Source organism: Azospirillum brasilense (assembly GCF_007827815.1).
GTDB lineage: Bacteria > Pseudomonadota > Alphaproteobacteria > Azospirillales > Azospirillaceae > Azospirillum > Azospirillum brasilense_C.
The window spans coordinates 57,716-76,864 of record NZ_VITH01000009.1 but is presented as its reverse complement, the minus strand read 5'-3'; the positions used below and the strand labels follow the sequence as shown (position 1 = coordinate 76,864).

Sequence of the window (19,149 nt, the reverse complement as noted above, 5' to 3'; positions counted from 1 at the left end):
TCCGTCAGGCGCCTTTTCCCACGGGCGGGGTTCCGGCCGGGCGGCGGGCGCAGCCGACCGGGGGTTCGTTCAGGATCGCCCAGAAGGCGCCCAGGTCGCGGATCGCCTGGAAGAAGGCCTTGAAGTCCACCGGCTTCACCACGAAGGCGTTCACGCCCAGCTTGTAGCTGCGCACGAGGTCGCTCTCCTCGCGCGACGCGGTGAGCATCACGATGGGGACGTGCCGGGTCTCGGGGTCGTTCTTGACCCGCTCCAGAACCTCCAGCCCGTCGATCTTCGGCAGTTTGAGGTCGAGCAGGACGACCGCGGGAAGCTGGGTCGGCTTGCCCGTCTCCGGGTCGCGCCGGGTCAGCATGCCAAGAGCCTCCTCGCCGTCGCGGGCGACGATCACGTCGTTGGCGAGCTGGCATTTCTCCAGCGCCGCCAGGGTCAGCTCCAGGTCCCGCGGGTTGTCTTCGACCAGCAGGATGGGTTTCAGGTCACTCATCGAGGTCTCGCAGATCGGGTTTCGCCGCCCCGGCCTTCGGCAGCGTGAAGTAGAAGATGGCCCCCTTGTCGAGCCGCCCATCGGCCCAGGTCCGTCCGCCATGGCGGTCCACGGCGCGGCGCACATTGGCCAGACCGATGCCGATGCCTTCAAACTCCTCGTTGCGGTGCAGCCGTTGGAACACCCCGAACAGCTTCTTCTCGTAAGCCTGGTTGAAACCGACCCCGTTGTCCCTGACGAAGAAGAGGGTTTCGGTGGGTCGGTCCTCGCAACCCACGGCGATGCGCGCCGGTTCCCGGTTGCGGGAATATTTGATGGCGTTCGACAAAAGATTCTGCAGAACCAGCCGCATCATCACGGGATCGCCGCGCACCGTGGGCAACGGGGCGATGTCCCACTCGATGGCCCGCCCGGCGGTGTCGGGGGCCAGCGTCTCCCGCACCTCCGCCACCAGATCGTTCATGTTCACCGAGACGGGGGTCAGCTCGCTGCGCCCCATCTGGGAGAAGTGCAGCAGATTGTCCACCAGGGTGCCGGCGCTGTTGGCCGCGTCCACGATGACGTTCAGATAGCGCTTTCCGGTGTCGCTCAACCGGTCCGATTCCAGCTCCTGCAACAGCTCGGCGTAGCCGACGATGTGGCGGAACGGCGCGCGCAGGTCGTGGGAGACGGAGTAGGAGAAGGACTCCAGCTCCTTGTTGGAGCGCGCCAGCTCCCGCGACAGGGCGGCCAGTTCCTCCGCCTTGCGCAGGACGATGCCGATGACGGCGTGGCGCAGCGCCGCGGCGGTGTCGCGCTCCGCCGCGGTCCAGGGCAGCGCACGGTGACGCACCGTCTCCTTCCACGTCTCGAAGGAGGCGCGCGGGCTCAGGCCCACCCCGTCGCGGTCGAGCGGCTTGCGCGGGTCGCCGCCCCAGCGGACGGTGCGCACCACCTCGGGCCGGAACCACAGCACGTAGCTGGCGTGCAGCTTCGACACGGCAATGGCCAGCAGTCCCGCCGCCTTGCCCTCGAAGCCGGCGGCAGCCGGATAGAGAGCGGGCAGGCTGTCGGTCTCGAACTGCTCCGGCTCGCCCTGGCTGGCCAGCCAGTCCACGAGGTCGCGCACCTGCTCTTCCGTCGGGGTGTCGCCGACCAGCGTGCAGCGCCGTTCGAAGACGACGGCGGCCCCGCTGGCGTTGGCAAAGCGCAGCAGGTCGTCGGGATGCTCGGTCAGGCCGGCGATGAAGGGGTCGGCCTGGGCCATGGCGGCGAGCAGCCGCGCCTGGATGGATTGCAGGGCGATGCGGTGCTCCGCGTCGCGCCGGTCCTCCACCGCGGCGATGCGCACCGACAGGATCTGGGCGATCAGGTCGCAGGCCGAGCGCACGGCGTAGGACACCGCCTTTGGCTCGTGGTGGTGGCAGGAGACCAACCCCCACAGGGCGCCATGCAGCAGGATCGACACCGACATGGAGGAGGCGGTTTCCATGTTCCGCATGTACTGGACATGCACCGGCGACACGCTGCGCAGGACGGAGAAGCTGAGGTCGAGCGGCGGCGCGCCATCGGGGACCGGGGACAGCGCGACCAGGGGCACCGGGGCGTAGCCGGCGTCGGGGATCAGCCGCAGGCGGTTCAGCCGGTACAGCTCGCGCGCCTGGGTGGGAATGTCGGAGGCGGGGAAGCGCAGGTCCATGTAGGAGGGCAGCCGCCCGTTCCCGTCCTCCGCCACCACCGTGCCGTGCCAGTCGGCGTCGAAGCGGTAGATCAGCACGCGGTCGAAGCCGGTCAACGCCCGGACCTCCCGCGCGGCGCAGCTCAGAAGGTCCGCTGGCGCGTTCAGCGCATCCAGCCGCTCCAGCGCTTCGCGCATGCGCGGGTAGACGTGGTCGAGGAGGTTGGTCTCCAACCCGTCCAGCCGCTCCAGCTCCAGGATCACCACGCGGTTGCCCGCCGCATCATTGACGGCATGGGCGAGAAGCTGGTGACGGCCGGCACCGGGCAGGTCGGTCAAGATGACCGGCACCGGGCGGGAGGAAACCGGACCGGCGGCGAGGAAGGAGCGCACGGCGGTGGCGATCTGCGGGTGCAGCGCCTGGTCCAGCGGCTGACCCAACGCCTGCGCCAGCGGCAGCGACAGCGCCGGCGCGGCGTTGGCGCTGGCTTGGATCAGGGTGTCGCCGGCGTCGCTTCCGGAGACGGCCAACAGGATGCCGTGGGGCTGGATGCTGCCGGGGCGATGGATCGGTTCCCGGCTGCAGGCGTCGAGGTCCAAATCACCAACGGTCATGGCGCTGATCCTCGCGGCAGCGTTCACTCCGAAACCAAAGACAATCCAATAGGTCGCTCCTTAATGCCCTGCTCGCCGTCCGGTCTATTCGATGATTCCAGATAATGTCGAATGTTTGACGTGGCGGGCATCTCTTTGGTTATCAACGGTGGGGAACTGAGACAATACCACTTCGGAACAAGGGCATAAGCGATTGGTCATATGGATTGCCTTTCGCTGCGCGCAACGTGGGAAGAAGGGGTAGGACAGGATACGGGATGTCGCCCGGGGCGGATCCACGCAGTTGGAACTTTTCGACCGGATCGCGTAAAATTCGCTCCGGAGCTTCGGGCGGAACCGGAACGGGTCCGGCGGACGGAAGGCGGGCAGGGGTGCATCGGAACGGAATCGACGCCGCGCGGCTGGGCGCCGCGCGCTGCAGCAGCTGCGCCATCCGGGACCTCGTCCTGTTCGGCGACCTGCGCGACCAGGATTTCGACCTGATCCACATCCCCATCGACGAACTGCGCTTCCAGCCCGGCGCCACGCTCTACAGCGCCGGGGACGAGGGCGGCTCCCTCTACACGATCCGCGGCGGTCTGGTGAAGCTGGTCCAGTTCCTCCCCGACGGCACGCAGCGCATCGTCCGGCTGCTCCGCCAGGGCGCGGTCGCCGGGCTTGAGGTTCTGGTCGGCAAGCCCTACGAGCACACCGCCGTCGTGCTCCAGGAAGCCGAGACCTGCCGCCTGCCCCGCGCGGTGGTCGAGCGGCTGAGCAAGGAGACGCCGCGCCTGCACGGCCGCCTGATGGAACGCTGGTACCAATCCCTGCACCAGGCCGACGAGTGGCTGACCGAGCTGTCCACCGGCAGCGCCCGGCGGCGGCTGGCCCGCCTGTTCCTGAAGCTCGCCGCCGACGCCCCGGACGAACCGGTCCTGTTGTCGGGCCGCGAGGATCTGGGCGCCATGCTCGGCGTCGGCATGGAGACGGCCAGCCGCACCATCGCCGAGTTCAAGCGCGCGGGCTTGGTCGTCGAGCAGGCGCCGAACGTCTTCGCCTGCGACCTGCCGGCGCTGGAGGCGGTGGCGCTGGACGGTTGAGCGGCGGCGTCCCCACCCTACCCCTGATCCCATTCCCGTCAAAGCAAAGGCTCATGCGTCCGAACGGCGCGATGCGATGCCCCGGTTTTGCGCGGAGGCCTCGAATCCATGGCGCACGCCACGACTTTCATGGAATTGGTTGCGTATGAATGCAATCGCAAAGAATTGAATGTTCAGATTCAATACAAATACACGATATGCTCTTGAGCACTTGCACAACCGATACTAAGATACACTCGGGTATGCAGGAGGGGTGCATGACGGGCCTGGTGCACGAGCGACCGGGACGCGTCGCGCACACGAACGCAGCCTTGGCGGTTTGTCCCCGGCGGCAGCCGGACCAAGCCCGGCCGGTGCCGCGCCCAGGCCCCGGCCGGCGGAGCGCCGCCAGCCACCTCTCCTCGATCGAACCGGCCCGGACGGGCCGGAGGCCGCCGTCCCGCCGCGACGGACCGGCCGGCGTCATCGGGTGGAGGCCATCCAGGACCGCAGTGACCCTCATTCCCTTCTGAAAGGATCATCGAGAATGAACGACAACAGCGAACGCCTCCCGTCCGTGCCGCCGGCGAACCTGGACCTCTCCTTCATCAACGCGCGGCTCGAGACGGCCGGCTACACGGCGGAGCAGGCCACGGAATCGGTCGAGGCCTACCGCCAGTTCCTCGTCGTCGTGGCGGCGAAGCCGAACCTGATCCTGGTGCCGACGAAGGCGGCGGACGCGGCGTGGCACGAGCACATCCTGTTCATGGACCGCTACGAGGCGGACATGAAGCGGCTGGTCGGCGCCCGCGTCCATCACCATCCGGACGCTCCCGACGCCGCCGCCTGGCAGAAGGCCGTCGCCAACACGCAGGACGCCTTCCGGACGACGCTCGGCGTGGAGCTGCGGACGGAGGAGCTCGCCGGCTGCTATCTCACGGTCGAGGCGGCCTGAGCGTCATACCATCGTATTGACCGTTGCATGATGCCGGCGGTTTTCTGCTAAATTCATTCCAACGGCAGTGCATTGCACGCCCCTCGACCGGCGCCCCGGGCCCTGGTCGGGGGGCGCTCCGTCAACCCCGCGGTGAAGGGAGGAATGAGTGATGTCCGATCTCGTCCATGACCTCTCCAGCCGCGCCCGGGACATGAACGCGGCGCTCACCGTCTTCGACAAGAGCGACACGCTCCTGGCGACCAACGACAAGCAGAAGACGATCTATCCCTTCATCGACTTCTCGCGCTCGGTGACGTTCCGCGACATCGTGTGGGAGTGCGTGAAGCACAAGAAATTCAGCTCGGACACCATCTATTCCGACCCGGCGCGGTGGATCGGCTACGCCGAGGACCTCCGCCGCTTCAACCGGTTCTGGCAGTCCTTCACGCTCCACTCCGACGGGCGGGTCATCCAGATCACCTACGAACGGTTGGACGACACGGACGGCTGGTGGTACCAGATCCGGCGCGACGTCACCAGCAACGTCCAGGACAGCGTCCGGGGCGGCTACGACAGCCTGATTTCCCTGAACGGCGGCAGCGTGCTGCCGCAGTCCGGCCGGCCCTCCTTCGTCGTCCGGCTTCTCGACGCCCTGCCCTACCCGGCGGCGCTGCTGACGCCGCGCTGCCAGATCATCGACGGCAACGCGTCCTTCGCCTCGATCCTGTCGCGGGGCGACGCGCTGTCCGTGGTCGGCGGCCGGCTGTGCATCCCCGACGCCCCGACCGAGCAGGCGGAGCTTTCCAAGCGGGCCGCCGGCTTCTTCCGCCGCCGCACCCGCACGCCGATCACGCTGCGCGTGTCGCGCCTGGACCAGCCGGCGCCCTATTTCGCCACCCTGTCGGAGCCACCGGCCCAGAGCGTCGGCGGTGGCGGTCCGATGAACGGCATCCTGCTTCTGACCCTCGTCGATCCGGAGGTGATGCCCGACGTCTCGGCGCGCACCGTCGCCGAGCTTCTCCAGATCACCGGCTCGGAGGCCGAGATCGCGCTGGCCCTGTGCAGCGGGCGGAGCGTCGACGAGATCGCCGAGGATCGCGGGGTGGAGCGGCGCACCGTCTACAATCAGGTCTCGTCCATCCTGGGCAAGACGGGGCTGCGCAACCAGGCGGGAATCGTCCGGCAGGTGACGACGATCTGCTGGCATTTCGGGTCGCGCGCCTGATCGAATCCGGGTATGGTGCCTGACGCATCGCCGACCGCGCGAATACCTGGATATGAACGCACTCTTGTGCATACATATGGCGGACGTCCGGCGCGGTTCCGGCTCCGCTCTGGCTGGAGGCCATGACGGAGGCAGGGGCGTCTGATTCTCCCACTCCCCGGCAACCGCCCTGCAGCGTCCCGCACCATGCCTCTGCCCGCCCCTCTCCGCCTGCTCCTGACCGCTCTGGCCATCGTGGCCGGCGTCGCGGGCCCCGCTTTTTCAGCCGCTGCGGGGACCTTGCGGGCCAGCCTGTCCGACGATCTGACGACCATCGACCCGTTCGCCTTTCCCGGGCTGATCTCGTCCGGCGTCCTGCGGCAGGTCTATGAGGGCTTCACCGCCATCGACGCCGCCGGCAACGCCGTTCCGGCGCTGGCCACCCAGTGGGAGACGCCGGACGGCGGGCGGACCTGGCGCTTCACCCTGCGCCCGGACGTGCGCTTCCATTCGGGACGCCCCTTCACGGCCGCCGATGTGCTGTGGACCTGGGAACAGCATCTGACGCGCAAGCCGCAGCCCGGCTACAGCGCCTTCTACCTGCGCGGCGTCGAGGGGGCCGCGGCGCTGCAGCAGGGGACCGCCGCCGCGCTGTCCGGCGTCGCCATTCCCGGTCCCCACACGCTCGTCGTGCGGCTGACCAAACCCGACGCGCTGTTCCCGCTCTACCCGTTCCTGTTCGTCGACCGCGGGATGGCGGACGAGTTCGGGCCGGCGTGGCACGAGCGGACGTCCGGCGGCACCGGGCCGTTCCGCCTCACCTCGTGGCGGCGCGGCGAGTCCGTGCGCCTGGAGGCCCATGCCGGCTATTGGGACGGCGCGCCCGTCGTGGACGCGGTGTCGCTGGCGGTGCTGCCCGACACCAACACGATGCTGGCGCGCTACGACGCTGGAGAGCTCGACGTCGCGCCGCTTCCCGACAACGCCGTGCGCACCGTGGTCCGCCAGCCGCGCTACGACGGGCAGGTCGCTGCCTTTGCCCGCGCGCAGGTGCGCTATCTCGCGCTGAACCAGGATCTGTACCCGCCCTTCCGCGACCGCCGTGTGCGCGAGGCGGTCGGCCTCGCCCTGGACCGCGTCGCCACGGTGAACGGTCTCCACGCCGGGCGGGCGCTGCTGACCAACGGCTTCGTCACGCCGGGCCTGGGGAGCTACCAGCCCGACGCGCCGCCGCCACCGCCGGCCGATCCGGGCCGGGCCAAGGCGCTGCTGGCGGAAGCCGGCCATGCCGGGGGGCGCGGCCTGCCGCCGCTCCAGATCGCCGGCGGCCCCAACGTGCGGGAGGAGGCGACCTATTTCGCCGCCCAGCTCACCGCCGTTCTGGGAATCCCGGTCGGCGTGCGCATCCAGGAGCGGGCGGCCTTCGTGGCGGCGATCAACGAGGGGCGCGAGGCGCTGTTCATCAACGGCTGGACGGCGGATTTCCCCGATCCCATGGACCAGCTCGCCAGCCAATGGCACAGCGCCAGCCCGACCAACCGCACCCACTGGCGCAACCCGGACTTCGACCGGCTCATGGAGCGGGCGCGCGGCCTCGCCGACCCGGCCGCGCGCAACGCGCTCTACCGGGACGCCGAGGCCCTGCTCCGCGAGCAGGCCGTGGCGCTGCCTCTGCCGGTGCCGCAGTTCGTGGCGCTGGTGCGGCCGGGCGTGTCCGGGCTGGTCATCCGGCCCGACGGCACGACCGACTACCACGCCGCCCGGTTGCCATGACGGAACGCCGGCCCGGCCGCCGCCTTGCGCTCTGGCGACTGGGTGGGCGACTGGCCCGGCGTCTGCCGGGGCTGCTGATTCTGGCCGGAGCCGCCGTGCTGGCGAGCTTTCTCGCCTCCCACGCGCTTCCCGGCGACCCGGTGATGCTGATGGTCGACGGGCGGGCCGCCGACCCGGAGATGATCCGCCGGCTGCGGGAAGAAGCCGGGCTGGACCAGCCTCTGGCCGTTCAATTCCTGTCCTACGCGCTGGACCTGCTGCGCGGCGACCTCGGCCACTCGCTGCGCTACAGCGGCGTCCCGGTGACGGCGCTGCTGGGCGACGCCCTGCCGGTAACGCTCGGTCTGATGGCGGGCGCCGCGGCGCTCGCCCTGCCCCTCGGCCTCGCGCTGGGCCTCGCCGCCGCCGACGTCCGGCGGGCGTGGCCGGGCACGGCCCTGACCATCGGGTCGGTGCTCGCCCTGTCGGTGCCGCCGCTGGCGCTGGCGACGTGGCTGATGCTGGCAGGGTCCGGCACAGCGCCCTGGGCAGTGGCGGCGCTCGCCCTGCCGGCGGCGGCGGTGGTCGCCCGCCTGACGCGGACCCAACTGATGGAGGTGCTGGAGCGCGACTTCATCCGCACCGCCCGGGCCAAGGGGCTGGGGCGGCCCGCCGTCCTGCTGCGCCACGCCCTGCCCAACGCCCTGGTGCCACTGGCGGCGGCGGTCGGATCGGTGGCCGGAACGATCCTCACCGCCACGGCGGCGGTGGAGAGCGTCTTCGCCCTGCCTGGAATCGGGCGGCTGACCGTCCAGGCGGTGCTGGCGCGCGACCACACGGTGGCCGGGGCCGCCGTTCTGGTCTTCGTCCTGCTGCAGGTCGCCATCAGCCTGATCGCCGAGCTGCTGATCGGCCTCGCCGATCCCCGGCTGCGCGCCGATGGCGAGGCGCCGTGAGACTGGCGGCCTCATGCTCCGGACGCGCCGGCCTGCTGCTCAGCGCGGCGCTGGCGGTGCCGCTGGCCATCGCCGTCCTTTTCCTGCCGCTCGACCCGTCCACCATGGACCTCGGGCAGGCCTGGACCGGGCCGTCCGCCGCCCACCCGCTGGGCTGCGACGGGCTGGGCCGCGACGTCGCCGCCCGGCTGATCGCCGGGACGGGAACCTCCTTCGCCATCGCCGGGCTGGCGCTCGCCCTGGCGGTGGCGCTGGGCGCCGCGTCGGGCGGGGTGGCGGGGTGGATCGGCGGGCGCACGGACGCCGTGGTCCTGCGGCTCGCCGACCTCCTGCACGGCTTTCCCGAGCTGTCGCTCGCCATCGTCGCGGCAGCGCTGCTGGGCCCGGGGACGGAGGCCATGGTGCTGACGCTCGCCCTGGCGGCGTGGCCCTCGCAGGTCCGCTGGTGCCGGGCGCTGGCCCTGTCGAACCGGACCGCCGAGCATGTCCGCGCCGCCGCCGCCCTCGGCGCGGGGCCGCGGCACACGATCGGCCGCCATCTCCTGCCGGCGGTCGCCGGGCCGGTCGCCATCCGCGCCGCCCTGTCCATCGGTCCCGTCATGGTGGCGGAGGCGACGCTGAGCGGCCTGGGACTGGGCATCCAGGAGCCGGCGGTGTCGCTGGGCACCCTGATCCGCGACGGGCTGGCCGACCTGCGCGAGGCCCCCCACCTGATTGCCGCGACGACGGTCACCGTCGCCGCCATCGCGCTGGCCGTCAACCTGCTGGCCGAAGGGCTGCGCGAGGGCCTCGACCCGCGACGGCGTTAAGGGCGCGCGGCGGCCCCGCGCTCGTACCAACCGCGAGTCCGCTTCACGATCCGGACCACCGACAGCATCACCGGCACCTCCACCAGCACGCCGACCACGGTGGCCAGCGCGGCGCCGGAGCCCAGACCGAACAGGCTGATGGCGGCCGCCACCGCCAGCTCGAAGAAGTTCGACGCTCCGATCAGGGCCGCCGGAGCGGCGACGCACCAAGCCACGCCGAACCGGCGTGACAGCCAGTAGGCCAGCCCCGCGTTGAAATAGACCTGGATCAGGATCGGCACGGCCAGCAGCAGAATGACCAGCGGCTGCGCCAGGATCGCCTCGCCCTGGAAGCCGAACAGCAGGACCAGCGTGGTCAGCAGGGCGAGAAGCGACAGCGGCTGAAGCACGCCCAGCGTCCGATTCAACGCCCCCTCCCCGCCCGACGCCAGCAGGCCGCGCCGCCACAGCTGGGCCGCCGCCACGGGGATGACGATGTAGAGCAGCACCGACAGCAGCAGCGTGCCCCACGGCACGGCGATCGAGGCGACGCCGAGCAGCAGCCCGACCAGCGGCGCGAAGGCGAAGACCATGATGAGGTCGTTCAGCGCCACCTGGCTCAGCGTGTAGTGCGGCTCCCCCTCGCACAGGTTTGACCAGACGAAGACCATGGCCGTGCAGGGCGCGGCGGCCAGTAGGATCAGCCCGGCGATGTAGGAGGGAATCTGGTCCTGCGGCAGCAGCGGCGCGAACAGATGGCCGATGAACAGGCTGCCCAGGAGCGCCATGGAGAAGGGCTTGACCGCCCAGTTGATGAACAGCGTCACGCCGACGCCACGCCAATGCTCCCTCACCCGGCCCAGCGCGCCGAGGTCGATCTTCAGCAGCATCGGCACGATCATCAGCCAGATCAGCACCGCCACCGGCAGATTGACCTGGGCCAGTTCCGCCGCCGCGATCGCCCGGAACAGACCCGGCGCCACGGAGCCGAGGGCGATCCCCGCGACGATGCACAGGACCACCCAGACGCTGAGATAGCGCTCGAACAGGCCCATCGCCGGACGGGGAGCCGGCTCCCGATGAACGTCCGCGGTCATGCCGGTCCATCCGCGCGCCGGGCCTGGCCGATGGGCCGTCCGGAACTGTCCACCACCGCCTCGCCGTCCTCCTTGGCGAAGGCGCCGCGCTGTGGGTCGGGGAGAATGTCCAGCACCCGTTCCGACGGCCGGCACAGCCGCACGCCGAGCGGCGTCGCCACGATCGGCCGGTTGATGAGGATGGGGTGGGCAATCATGGCGTCGAGCAGCCGGTCGTCACCGAGCGCCGGATCGCCGAGGCCGAGGTCCGCGTAGGGCGTGCCCTTCTCGCGCAGCACGGCGCGCACCGGCACGCCCATGCGGCGGATGAGATCGGCGAGGTCCTGGCGGCTCGGCGGCGTCTTCAGATACTCGATGACGACCGGCTCGACGCCGCTGTTGCGGATCATGGCCAGCGTGTTGCGCGAGGTGCCGCAATCCGGGTTGTGGTAGATGGTGATGGCTGTCATGGGGGTGTCCGCCAGGGCCGTTGGGGCCCTAATATTTCCATATTTGCCAAAATATGGAAGAGTGGATTCGTGGGTGACCGGCGGCGCGCTTGCTGGCGGGGTGCCCGTCCGATAGGCTGCGCGCCATGAACGACAAGGATGTCATCGCCGGGCTGGGAGCGCTGGCGCAGGAACACCGGCTGGCCGCGTTCCGGGAACTGGTGCAGCAGGGGCCGGACGGTCTGCCGGCGGGCGTTCTGGCGGAGCGGCTGGGTCTCGCCCCGGCGACCCTGTCGTTCCACCTCTCGCAATTGAGCAACGCCGGGCTCGTCGCGTCGCGCCGCCAGGGCCGGCTGATCATCTACAGCGTCGATGTCGAACGCTTCCAGGCGCTGCTCGGCTTCCTGACCGAGAATTGCTGCCAGGGAAACCCGGACCTCTGCCGGCCGCGCCCCGGCGGCTGCGCGCCCGAAAGCGGCTGAGGCGCGGTCAGCGCCGCTGCAGGGCCATGGTGTAGCGGAAGCCGGCGCCGGGATGGGTGTTCACCGCGATCTCCACCAGACGCCCGTCCTCGGTGAAATAGCGCCGGGTGATGACGAGGATCGGCGACTGCGGCGGGACATGCAGGCGCGAGGCGACGTTCAGGCTGGCGGGGGCGGCCTCGATGTCCTGCATCACCTCGGCGATGCGGACGCCGTAGCGCTGCTCCAGCACCGTGTAGATGGCGTACTGCACCACCTCCAGGTTGCGCACCACGTCGGAAAAGGCGGCGTCGATGTAGACCTCGACGTAGGAGAAGGGCTCCGACGTCTCGCGGGTGCGGCGCAGGGCGCTGACGCGGAACCACTGCGTGTCCGGGCGGCAGCCCAGCCGGCCGGCCAGTTCCTCCTCCACGATGATGCGGTCCACCGAGAGGATTTCCAGCCGGGTCGAGGTGGCATACTGGACCAGCTCGTCCAGGGAGCTGATCGAATTGACGAAGCGTCCGTCGGCGCGGCGCGCCGCCAGGACCGATCCCGATCCCTGGCGGCGTAGGATGTAGCCCATCTCCTGAAGCCGGCGCAGCGCCTCGCGCACCGTGTGGCGGCTGACGGCGAAGCGGCTGCACAGCTCCTGCTCGGTCGGCAGGCGGTCGCCGACGGCGTAGGCGCCGGCGTCGATCTCCTCCAGCAGGGTGCGGACGATCTCCTGGTAGAGCGGGGTCTCCCCCCGCTCCACCGCGCCATCCGTTCCGCTGGTTTCCTTCAGGCTGTCCGCTTCTTCCGACATCGCATCCCTCATGATGCCGGAAGATGGACGAGGCGGGGCGCCGATGCAACCGGCGTACGAGGATGATCCGCGAGGGACGGCTTACTTCAGCAGGACCAGCGACAGGGCCGGAAAGGCGTTGATGACGAGCAGGGCCACCACCCGCATCCCGTAGAAGGGCAGCACCCCCTTCACGATGGAATGGAGCGGCATCTTGGTGATGCGGCTCATCACGAACAGGTTCAGCCCGACCGGCGGCGTCAGGGTCGCCACCTCCACCAGAGCGGTCATGATGACGGCGAAGTGGATCGGGTTCACCCCCACCGCCTGCGCCATCGGGAACAGGATCGGCGCCAGCAGCACGATCATCGACACGCCGTCCAGGAACATGCCGATGACGAGCAGCAGCAGATTGACGGCCACCAGGAACTCGAAGGGGGAGACCTGCGCCTCCTTCAGCATGGCGGTCAGTTCGGCGGACAGGCCGAGGCGGGTCAGCACCGCGGTCAGCAGGCCGGAACCGAGCAGCACGCCGTAGATCATCACGGTCTGGAGCACCGACTCCCGCGCCGTCTCCCACACCGCGGCGAGGTTGGCCGTGCGGTAGACCACAGTCACCAGGATCACCGCGTAGATGGCGGCCAGCGCCGACACCTCGGTCGGGGTGAACCAGCCCATGTAGATCGTGCCGATGATGAGCACCGGCATCATCAGCGCCCCGGCGGCACCCGGCAGACGCTGGCCGAAGCCCTTCCAGTCCGGACGCTCGCCGACATGGCCGTAGCCCTTGAGCCGGCTGACGATCAGCGTGGTGAGACCGAGCAGGAACGCCTCGAACAGGCCGGGCACGATGCCGGCGATGAACAGGTCGGTGATCGGCAGCCCGACGATGGAACCGATCAGGATGAAGGTCAGCGACGGCGGGATCATCAGTCCCAGCGTGCCGCAGACCGCCACCAGCGAGGCGGCGAAGCGGGGCGGGTAGCCCTCCTTCGGCATCAGCTTCACCGCCGCCGGGCCGAGCGCCACGGCGCAGGCCACCGACGAACCGTTGACCGCCGCGAAGAACACGCTGGACATGGCCAGCGCCAGGGCGATGCCGCCGCGGAAGTAGCGGATGATCGTCCCGACCAGCTCCAGGATGACCAGCGCGAGGTTGCCGCGCGACATCAGGTTGCCGGCGAAGATGAAGAACGGGATGCAGACCAGCGCGTATTTGTCCACGGAATCCCAGGCCATCTGCGCGACCAGGACGACCGGGATGTTGAAGTTGAAGGTCAGCAGGCCGACCGCGATGACGCCCAGCGCCAAGGCGATGTGCACGCCCGCCGCCACGAAGAACAGCAGGCTGACGACGGCGATGATGGTGGTCATGGTGTTTCCTCCCCTTTTTCAGCCGTCGTTCAGAGATTCTCGCCCTCGACGGGCGGATCGGGATCGTGGCCGCGCAGCAGCAGGACGATGTTGCCGACGAAGGCGAAGCCGTAGAGCACCCCGCCCAGCGGCAGCACCAGCCGGACCGTCCACAGCGGCAGATCGAGGTTGGATTCGGTGAACATGCCGATGGCCTGGAGATGCGCGACCTCCTGGAACCCGGCGATCACCAGAAGCACGCTGAAGGCCAGCCCGATCAGGCTGTTCAGCCAGGCGAAGGCCAGCCGCACCCGGTGCGGCAGCATGTTCAGCAGCAGGTCCATGCGGATGTAGTGGCCGTGCCGCGTGCCGACGCCCAGCGACAGCAGGACGCTCCACACCACCAGGAAGCGGACCAGCTCCTCCGCCCACCAGTGGCTTTCCGACAGGAGGGAACGGCTGGACGCCTCGTAGAACATGATGCCGATGGCCGCCATCATCAGGATCGTGGCGATGTTCAGGAGGAGACGGTCCTCGATGAAGCTCCACCAGCCCGGCAGGCCGCGGCCCGGCGGCAAGGCGTCGTCCACCGCCTGGGTCTGGGGGGGCGCCGCGGGGGGTGCCGCGGAGGTCAAAGTATCGGTTCCCGGCATGGGTGGAACTCCCTTCACGAGAAGACCTGTGTCTGGGGGACGCGGCTCAGCCAGCCGGTGGCGCGCTCGTAGGCGTCGGCGATGCGCAGCAGCGTGGCTTCCGCCTGCGGGCGGGCGATGAGCTGCATGGCGATCGGCATCCCGTCCGGATCGAAGCCGGCGGGCGTGACGAGCGCCGGCAGGCCGAGGTAGGAAACCGGGCGGGTCAGCGCCGCCACCCCGGCGACCACCGCGGCCATCGCCGGCCCGGCGCCCACGTCGGTCTGGGCGGCGGTCGGCACGCGGCTCCGCAAAGCGGGGACGAACAGCGCGTCGCATTGGGCGAAGGGGCCGTCGATCATCGCCCGGAGATGAAGGGCGCGAAGCTGCTTCGCCTGGAGGTAGGAGGCCGCCGGCACCATCAGCCCCTGCAGAAGCCGCGCGCGGACCTGCGGGCCGTAGTCCTGCGGACGCTCGCGCAGCCAGGGCGCATGGACGGCCGCCGCTTCCGGCGTGAAGACGAGGTTGGCAAGGTCGCCGTAGGGCTCGTGGTCGGGGATGTCCACGTCCACGACGCGGGCGCCGGCGCGCTCCAGCACCGCCCGCGCCCGCTCCAGCGCGTCGGCCACGGCGGGGTCCAGGCCGTCGTAGTAGAATTGGCGCGGGATGCCCAGCCGCAGCCCCTCGACCCCCTGACCGATGGCCGCCGCTGCGTCCGCCCGCCCGGTGATGACCGAGAACAGCATCGCCGCGTCCTCCGCGCTGCGCGCCAGCGGGCCGACACAGTCCAGGCTTTCCGACAGCGGCATCACGCCGTCCATCGGCGTCGCCCCTTGCGTCGGCTTCAGCCCGACCACGCCGCACAGCGCCGCCGGAAGCCGAACCGACCCGCCGGTGTCCGATCCCAGCGAGCCGAAGGCCAACCGCCCCGCCACCGCCGCTCCGGAACCGGAGGAGGAGCCGCCGGTGATGCGGTCGGGGTCCCAGGGGTTGCGGCAGCGCCCGAGATGGGCGTTGTGGCCGGTCGGCCCCATGGCGAACTCGGCCATGTGCAGCGTGCCGAGCGTCACCGCCCCCGCCGCGTCCAGCCGCTCCAGCACCGTGGCCGTCCGCTCCGGGCGGAAGCCGCCGCGGATGGTCGGGGAGCCGCAGGTGCAGCGCTTGCCGGCACGGTGGAACATGTCCTTGTGGGCCAGGGGCACGCCGTGCAGCGGCCCGCGCAGCCGCCCGGCCCGAACCTCCGCGTCGGCGGTGCGGGCGGCGGCCAGCGCCTCCTCCGGCTCGACCGACAGGAAGGCGTTGAGCGTCGGGTTCAGCCGGGCGATGCGGTCCAGGCAGGCGTCGGCCAGGGCTTCCGCCCGCAGCATGCCGTCGCGGACCGCCCTTGCGGCCTCCGTCAGGGTCAGCGATGTGGGATCGGTCATGCCCGCTCCCCGGCAATCACCACGGCATGGGCGCCCAGCGGCACGTCGAACAGCGAGCCGCCGGGATGCGCCGCGGCCAACAGGCCCGGCACGGCGGCCAGCAGACGCCCGCACAGGGCGGCGTCGGCATCGTCCAGGGTCACCCCCTGAATCCTGGCCAGGGTCCGCGCGCAGGCGGCGGCGTCCCCGATGAGGTTTTCCGTCATTCCTTCCCTCCCTTCCGGTGCTGTCCCGCGCGGCTCTTCCGGCCGTTCGCCGCGGGCAGGGCCTTGAACGGCCCCCTTACCCGGATCGTTGCAGCGTCATTTCATAGCGGTATCGTCCGGCCGCGTGGCTGCTGACCGCAACCTCCAGCGCGTTTCCGTCGGCGTCCAGATAATGGCGGATCACCACCAGGATCGGGGTGCCGACCTCCACCGACAGGCGGGACGCGAGATTGGCGTCCGCCGAGGTGGCCTCGATCGACTGCACGACCTCCTCGATGCGCAGGCCGTAGCGGCTTTCCAGCACCGCGTAGACGGCGACCGGAAAGGTGCCGATGGCCTGGGCCACGTCGTCGAAGGCGGCGGGCAGGAACACCTCGGTGTAGCAGAGCGGGGTCCGCTCCCCCGGCTGGCGGCGCAGCGCCACCACCCGGACCCAGGGCGTGTCCGGCTGGGAGCGCAGAAGCTCCGCCGTCCGCCCCTCCACCAGGATCTTCTCCACCGCCAGCACCTCCAGCCGGGTGGAGGAGGCGTACTGCCCGATCTCCGCGAGGCTGGACAGCGTGTTGTGGAACCGCCCGTCGGGGCGGGCGGCGGTCACCACCGATCCCGAGCCCTGCCGGCGCGCGATCAGGCCGAGATCCTGGAGCCGGCGCAGCGCCTCCCGCACCGTGTAGCGGCTGGCGGAAAAGCGCAGGCACAGCTCCTGCTCGGTCGGCAGCCGTTCGCCGACCCCGACCCGCCCGTCCGAAATGTCGGCGCGCAGCGCGTCCAGGATCTCCTGGAAGCGCGGCCCCTCCGCGGCGGACGGGCGAACGGAGGCCGGGCGAACGGCGGCTTTCACAGCGCCCCCTGCTCGCGCAGGGCGGCGATGCGCTCCGGTCCGATGCCGATGCGGCCCAGCACGTCCTCGGTGTCGGCGCCCAGCGCCGGGGCGGTGCGGGTGGGAAGCGTCTCGCCGCCGATGCGCACCGGCCCGGTCAGCATCCGCACACCGCGGGACCCGTCCGGCTGGGCGAAGTCGGCCACCCGGTCGCTGTCGCGGACAAAGGGGTTCTCCAGCGACTGCGCAATATCGAGGACCGGGGCCGCGGGAACGGCGCCGCCAAGGATCTCCACCCACTCCGCCGTGTCGCGCTGGCCGAGCACCTCGTCCAGAAGGACGGTGAGCAGCTCGCGGTTGGCGAGCCGGTCCTTGAAGCTGCGGAAGCGCGGGTCGTCGCCCCATTCCGGCTTGCCGATCTTGTCGCAGAAGACCGGCCAGAACTTCTCCTTGTTGCACATCACAAACAGCCAGCCGTCGCGTGTCCGGTAGAGCTGCGACGGGGTCAGCGAGGGATGCGCGGAGCGCGGCTCCCGCCCCTGGTTGTGGCCGCCGTTGAGATACCAGGTGGCGAGGTAGGTCATGTTGTGCAGCGCCGTGTCGAACAGGCTGACATCCACGTCCGAGCCCTTGCCGCTGGCCCGCGCCCCGACCACGCCGGAGACGAGGCCGAAGGCGGTCATCAGGCCGGTCATCATGTCGACCACCGACATGCCGAAGCGGGCGGGCGGGCCGTCCGGCTCGCCGGTCACCGACAGGTAGCCGGCCTCCGCCTGCATCAGATAGTCGTAGCCCGGCCAGGCCCGCCGCGGCCCCGTGCGCCCGTAGGCGGACAGGTGGGCGCAGACGATCTTCGGGTTGACCGCCTTCAGATGCTCGTAGGTCAGGCCGAGCTTGTCCGGCAGGTCGCCGCGCAGGTTGTCCAGCACGGCGTCGGCGTGGCGCACCAGCTCGTGCAGCACCGCCATGCCCTCGGGGTGCTTCAGGTTGAGGGTGATGCTGCGCTTGTTGCGGTTGAAGGACTGGTAGAAGTGGCTGTTGCCGGGGCCGAAGAAATGGGGGCCGACATGCCGGCCGACCTCGCCGCCTTCGGCGGGATTCTCGACCTTGATGACTTCGGCCCCGAGATCGGCCAGCAGCATGGTGCCGAACGGGCCGGCGCCGTATTGCTCCACGGCGATGACGGTGACGCCTTCGAGGGGTAGCACGCGGTGTCTCCCTGATGGGGGTGTGCGGGGTGTGTGGGGAGTGGTTGCAGCGGGCCCCCACCCAACCCTCCCCCGCTTTCGCAGGGGAGGGCTTTTGTCCTCACACCGGATTCTGCTCGATCAGCCGCTTGGCGATGATGATGCGCTGGATCTCGTTGGTGCCCTCGCCGATGCACAGCAGGGGGGCGTCGCGGTAGAGCCGCTCCACCACGAACTCCTTGGAATAGCCGTAGCCGCCGTGGATGCGCATGGCGTCCAGGGAGTTCTCCACCGCCGCTTCGGAGGCGAAGAGCTTGGCCATGCCGGCCTCGTAGTCGCAGCGCTCGCCGCGGTCGAGCGCCTTGGCCGCCTGCTGCACGAGAAGCCGCGCCGCGGAAACGCGGGTCGCCATGTCGGCCAGCTTCATCGCCACGGCCTGATGCTCGTGGATCGGCTTGCCGAAGGTCTTGCGCTGCTGGCTGTACTTCACGGATTCGTCCAGCGCCGCCTGGGCGACGCCGACGCCGCGCGACGCCACGTTGACGCGGCCCAGCTCCAGGCCGGAGATCGCGCAGGCCATGCCGCGGCCCTCGACCCCACCGATCAGCCGATCGGCCGGGACGCGGTAGTCCTCAAAGACCAGCTCGGCGGAATCGATGCCCTTGTAGCCCAGCTTCTCCAGCTTGCGGCTGACCTTGAAGCCCGGCCCCTTCTCGGCCAGGAACATCGTCATGCCCTTGTGGCGGGGCTGCGCCGTCGGGTCGGTCTTGACCAGCAGGGCGAAGCAGCTTCCCTGGATGCCGTTGGTGATCCAGGTCTTCGAGCCGTTGATGACGTAATCGTCGCCGTCGCGCTTGGCCACCGTGCGGATGGCCTGCAGGTCGGTGCCGCAGTCCGGCTCGGTCAAAGCGAGGCCGCCGCGCAGCTCGCCGGTGGCGAAGCGCGGCAGGAAGGCAGCCTTCTGCTCCTCCGTCCCCGTCTTGGTGACGATGAAGGCCATGATGAGGTGCGAGTTGATGATGCCGGACAGCGACATCCACACCGACGAGATGCGCTCAATCATCTTGGCGTAGGTGGAGGGGCGCAGGCCCAGCCCGCCGTACTCCTCGGGGATCGTCGCCCCGAAGAGGCCCAGCTCCTTCATCCGCTCGACGATCTCGTCGGGGTATGCGTCGTCATGCTCCAGCTTCAGGGCGACCGGCCGGACGTGGCGGTCGAGGAAGCGGTCCACGCTGTCGAGGATCAGGCGGTCCTGCTCGTCGCGTTCCGCGTCGGTCATGGTGTTGGCGTCGCTCATGGC

General features: G+C 70.2%; 19 protein-coding genes. 7 read left to right on the top strand and 12 right to left on the bottom strand.

Features of this window, described 5'->3' with window-relative positions; all coding sequences use genetic code 11:
• Positions 1–4 precede the first annotated feature (4 nt).
• Positions 5–487: a response regulator gene (locus tag FBZ83_RS19455; protein ID WP_145687141.1), complete on the bottom strand. Its 483-nt coding sequence runs from the start codon at positions 485–487 to the stop codon at positions 5–7.
• Positions 480–2,759 (bottom strand): ATP-binding protein, encoded by a 2,280-nt coding sequence (locus FBZ83_RS19450; protein ID WP_145687139.1) that lies wholly within the window; start codon positions 2,757–2,759, stop codon positions 480–482. The genes FBZ83_RS19455 and FBZ83_RS19450 overlap by 8 nt, the downstream gene beginning before the upstream one ends.
• 371 nt (positions 2,760–3,130) lie before the next feature.
• On the opposite strand from FBZ83_RS19450, the gene FBZ83_RS19445 reads away from it, so the two are divergent.
• The 6 genes from FBZ83_RS19445 to FBZ83_RS19420 all read left to right on the top strand — a co-directional run bounded on the left by FBZ83_RS19445 (position 3,131) and on the right by FBZ83_RS19420 (position 9,475).
• Positions 3,131–3,838 carry a Crp/Fnr family transcriptional regulator gene (locus tag FBZ83_RS19445; protein WP_145687137.1) on the top strand — a complete coding sequence of 236 codons (708 nt, stop codon included), beginning with the start codon at positions 3,131–3,133 and terminating at the stop codon, positions 3,836–3,838.
• 526 nt (positions 3,839–4,364) lie between these two features.
• Positions 4,365–4,772 (top strand): glycine-rich domain-containing protein, encoded by a 408-nt coding sequence (locus FBZ83_RS19440; RefSeq protein ID WP_145687135.1) that lies wholly within the window; start codon positions 4,365–4,367, stop codon positions 4,770–4,772.
• A 151-nt stretch (positions 4,773–4,923) separates the two neighbouring features.
• Positions 4,924–5,979 (top strand): helix-turn-helix transcriptional regulator, encoded by a 1,056-nt coding sequence (locus FBZ83_RS19435; protein WP_145687133.1) that lies wholly within the window; start codon positions 4,924–4,926, stop codon positions 5,977–5,979.
• Positions 5,980–6,165: 186 nt separating this feature from the next.
• A complete protein-coding gene (locus FBZ83_RS19430; RefSeq protein WP_145687131.1) occupies positions 6,166–7,731 on the top strand; it encodes an ABC transporter substrate-binding protein in 1,566 nt (521 codons plus the stop codon).
• Complete coding sequence (locus tag FBZ83_RS19425; RefSeq protein ID WP_145687129.1) at positions 7,728–8,666, top strand: ABC transporter permease; 939 nt, start codon at positions 7,728–7,730, stop codon at positions 8,664–8,666. The genes FBZ83_RS19430 and FBZ83_RS19425 overlap by 4 nt, the downstream gene beginning before the upstream one ends.
• Positions 8,663–9,475, top strand: a complete 813-nt coding sequence (locus FBZ83_RS19420; protein WP_145687128.1) for an ABC transporter permease — start codon at positions 8,663–8,665, stop codon at positions 9,473–9,475. Before FBZ83_RS19425 ends, FBZ83_RS19420 begins: the two co-directional genes overlap by 4 nt.
• On the opposite strand, the gene arsB is transcribed toward FBZ83_RS19420, so the two are convergent.
• Both arsB and arsC read right to left on the bottom strand, forming a co-directional pair.
• On the bottom strand, positions 9,472–10,551 hold the full coding sequence (gene arsB, locus FBZ83_RS19415; RefSeq protein ID WP_432612497.1) for an ACR3 family arsenite efflux transporter: 1,080 nt from the start codon (positions 10,549–10,551) through the stop codon (positions 9,472–9,474). The genes FBZ83_RS19420 and arsB overlap by 4 nt on opposite strands.
• Complete coding sequence (gene arsC, locus FBZ83_RS19410) at positions 10,548–11,000, bottom strand: arsenate reductase (glutaredoxin) (RefSeq protein ID WP_145687125.1); 453 nt, start codon at positions 10,998–11,000, stop codon at positions 10,548–10,550. The genes arsB and arsC overlap by 4 nt, the downstream gene beginning before the upstream one ends.
• Positions 11,001–11,125: 125 nt before the next feature.
• On the opposite strand from arsC, the gene FBZ83_RS19405 reads away from it, so the two are divergent.
• Positions 11,126–11,461: an ArsR/SmtB family transcription factor gene (locus tag FBZ83_RS19405; protein ID WP_186466136.1), complete on the top strand. Its 336-nt coding sequence runs from the start codon at positions 11,126–11,128 to the stop codon at positions 11,459–11,461.
• 7 nt (positions 11,462–11,468) lie between these two features.
• Here the strand turns inward: FBZ83_RS19405 and FBZ83_RS19400 are convergent, their stop codons facing one another.
• The 8 genes from FBZ83_RS19400 to FBZ83_RS19365 form a co-directional block, all read right to left on the bottom strand.
• Positions 11,469–12,248 (bottom strand): GntR family transcriptional regulator, encoded by a 780-nt coding sequence (locus tag FBZ83_RS19400; RefSeq protein ID WP_145687122.1) that lies wholly within the window; start codon positions 12,246–12,248, stop codon positions 11,469–11,471.
• 81 nt (positions 12,249–12,329) lie between these two features.
• Entirely contained in the window at positions 12,330–13,601 is a 1,272-nt protein-coding gene (locus FBZ83_RS19395; RefSeq protein ID WP_145687120.1) for a TRAP transporter large permease, read from the bottom strand.
• A gap of 29 nt (positions 13,602–13,630) precedes the next feature.
• Positions 13,631–14,233, bottom strand: a complete 603-nt coding sequence (locus FBZ83_RS19390) for a TRAP transporter small permease (protein WP_114859892.1) — start codon at positions 14,231–14,233, stop codon at positions 13,631–13,633.
• Positions 14,234–14,247: 14 nt separating this feature from the next.
• Positions 14,248–15,636 carry an amidase gene (locus FBZ83_RS19385; RefSeq protein WP_145687118.1) on the bottom strand — a complete coding sequence of 463 codons (1,389 nt, stop codon included), beginning with the start codon at positions 15,634–15,636 and terminating at the stop codon, positions 14,248–14,250.
• The gene (locus FBZ83_RS19380) at positions 15,633–15,842 is read right to left on the bottom strand and encodes a hypothetical protein (protein WP_145687116.1); all 210 of its coding nucleotides are present in this window, start codon (positions 15,840–15,842) and stop codon (positions 15,633–15,635) included. The genes FBZ83_RS19385 and FBZ83_RS19380 overlap by 4 nt, the downstream gene beginning before the upstream one ends.
• Before the next feature lie 76 nt (positions 15,843–15,918).
• Positions 15,919–16,683: a GntR family transcriptional regulator gene (locus tag FBZ83_RS19375; protein WP_145687114.1), complete on the bottom strand. Its 765-nt coding sequence runs from the start codon at positions 16,681–16,683 to the stop codon at positions 15,919–15,921.
• Positions 16,680–17,870, bottom strand: a complete 1,191-nt coding sequence (locus tag FBZ83_RS19370; RefSeq protein WP_145687112.1) for a CaiB/BaiF CoA transferase family protein — start codon at positions 17,868–17,870, stop codon at positions 16,680–16,682. The genes FBZ83_RS19375 and FBZ83_RS19370 overlap by 4 nt, the downstream gene beginning before the upstream one ends.
• A gap of 100 nt (positions 17,871–17,970) precedes the next feature.
• Positions 17,971–19,146: an acyl-CoA dehydrogenase family protein gene (locus tag FBZ83_RS19365; protein ID WP_051140958.1), complete on the bottom strand. Its 1,176-nt coding sequence runs from the start codon at positions 19,144–19,146 to the stop codon at positions 17,971–17,973.
• Positions 19,147–19,149 lie beyond the last annotated feature (3 nt).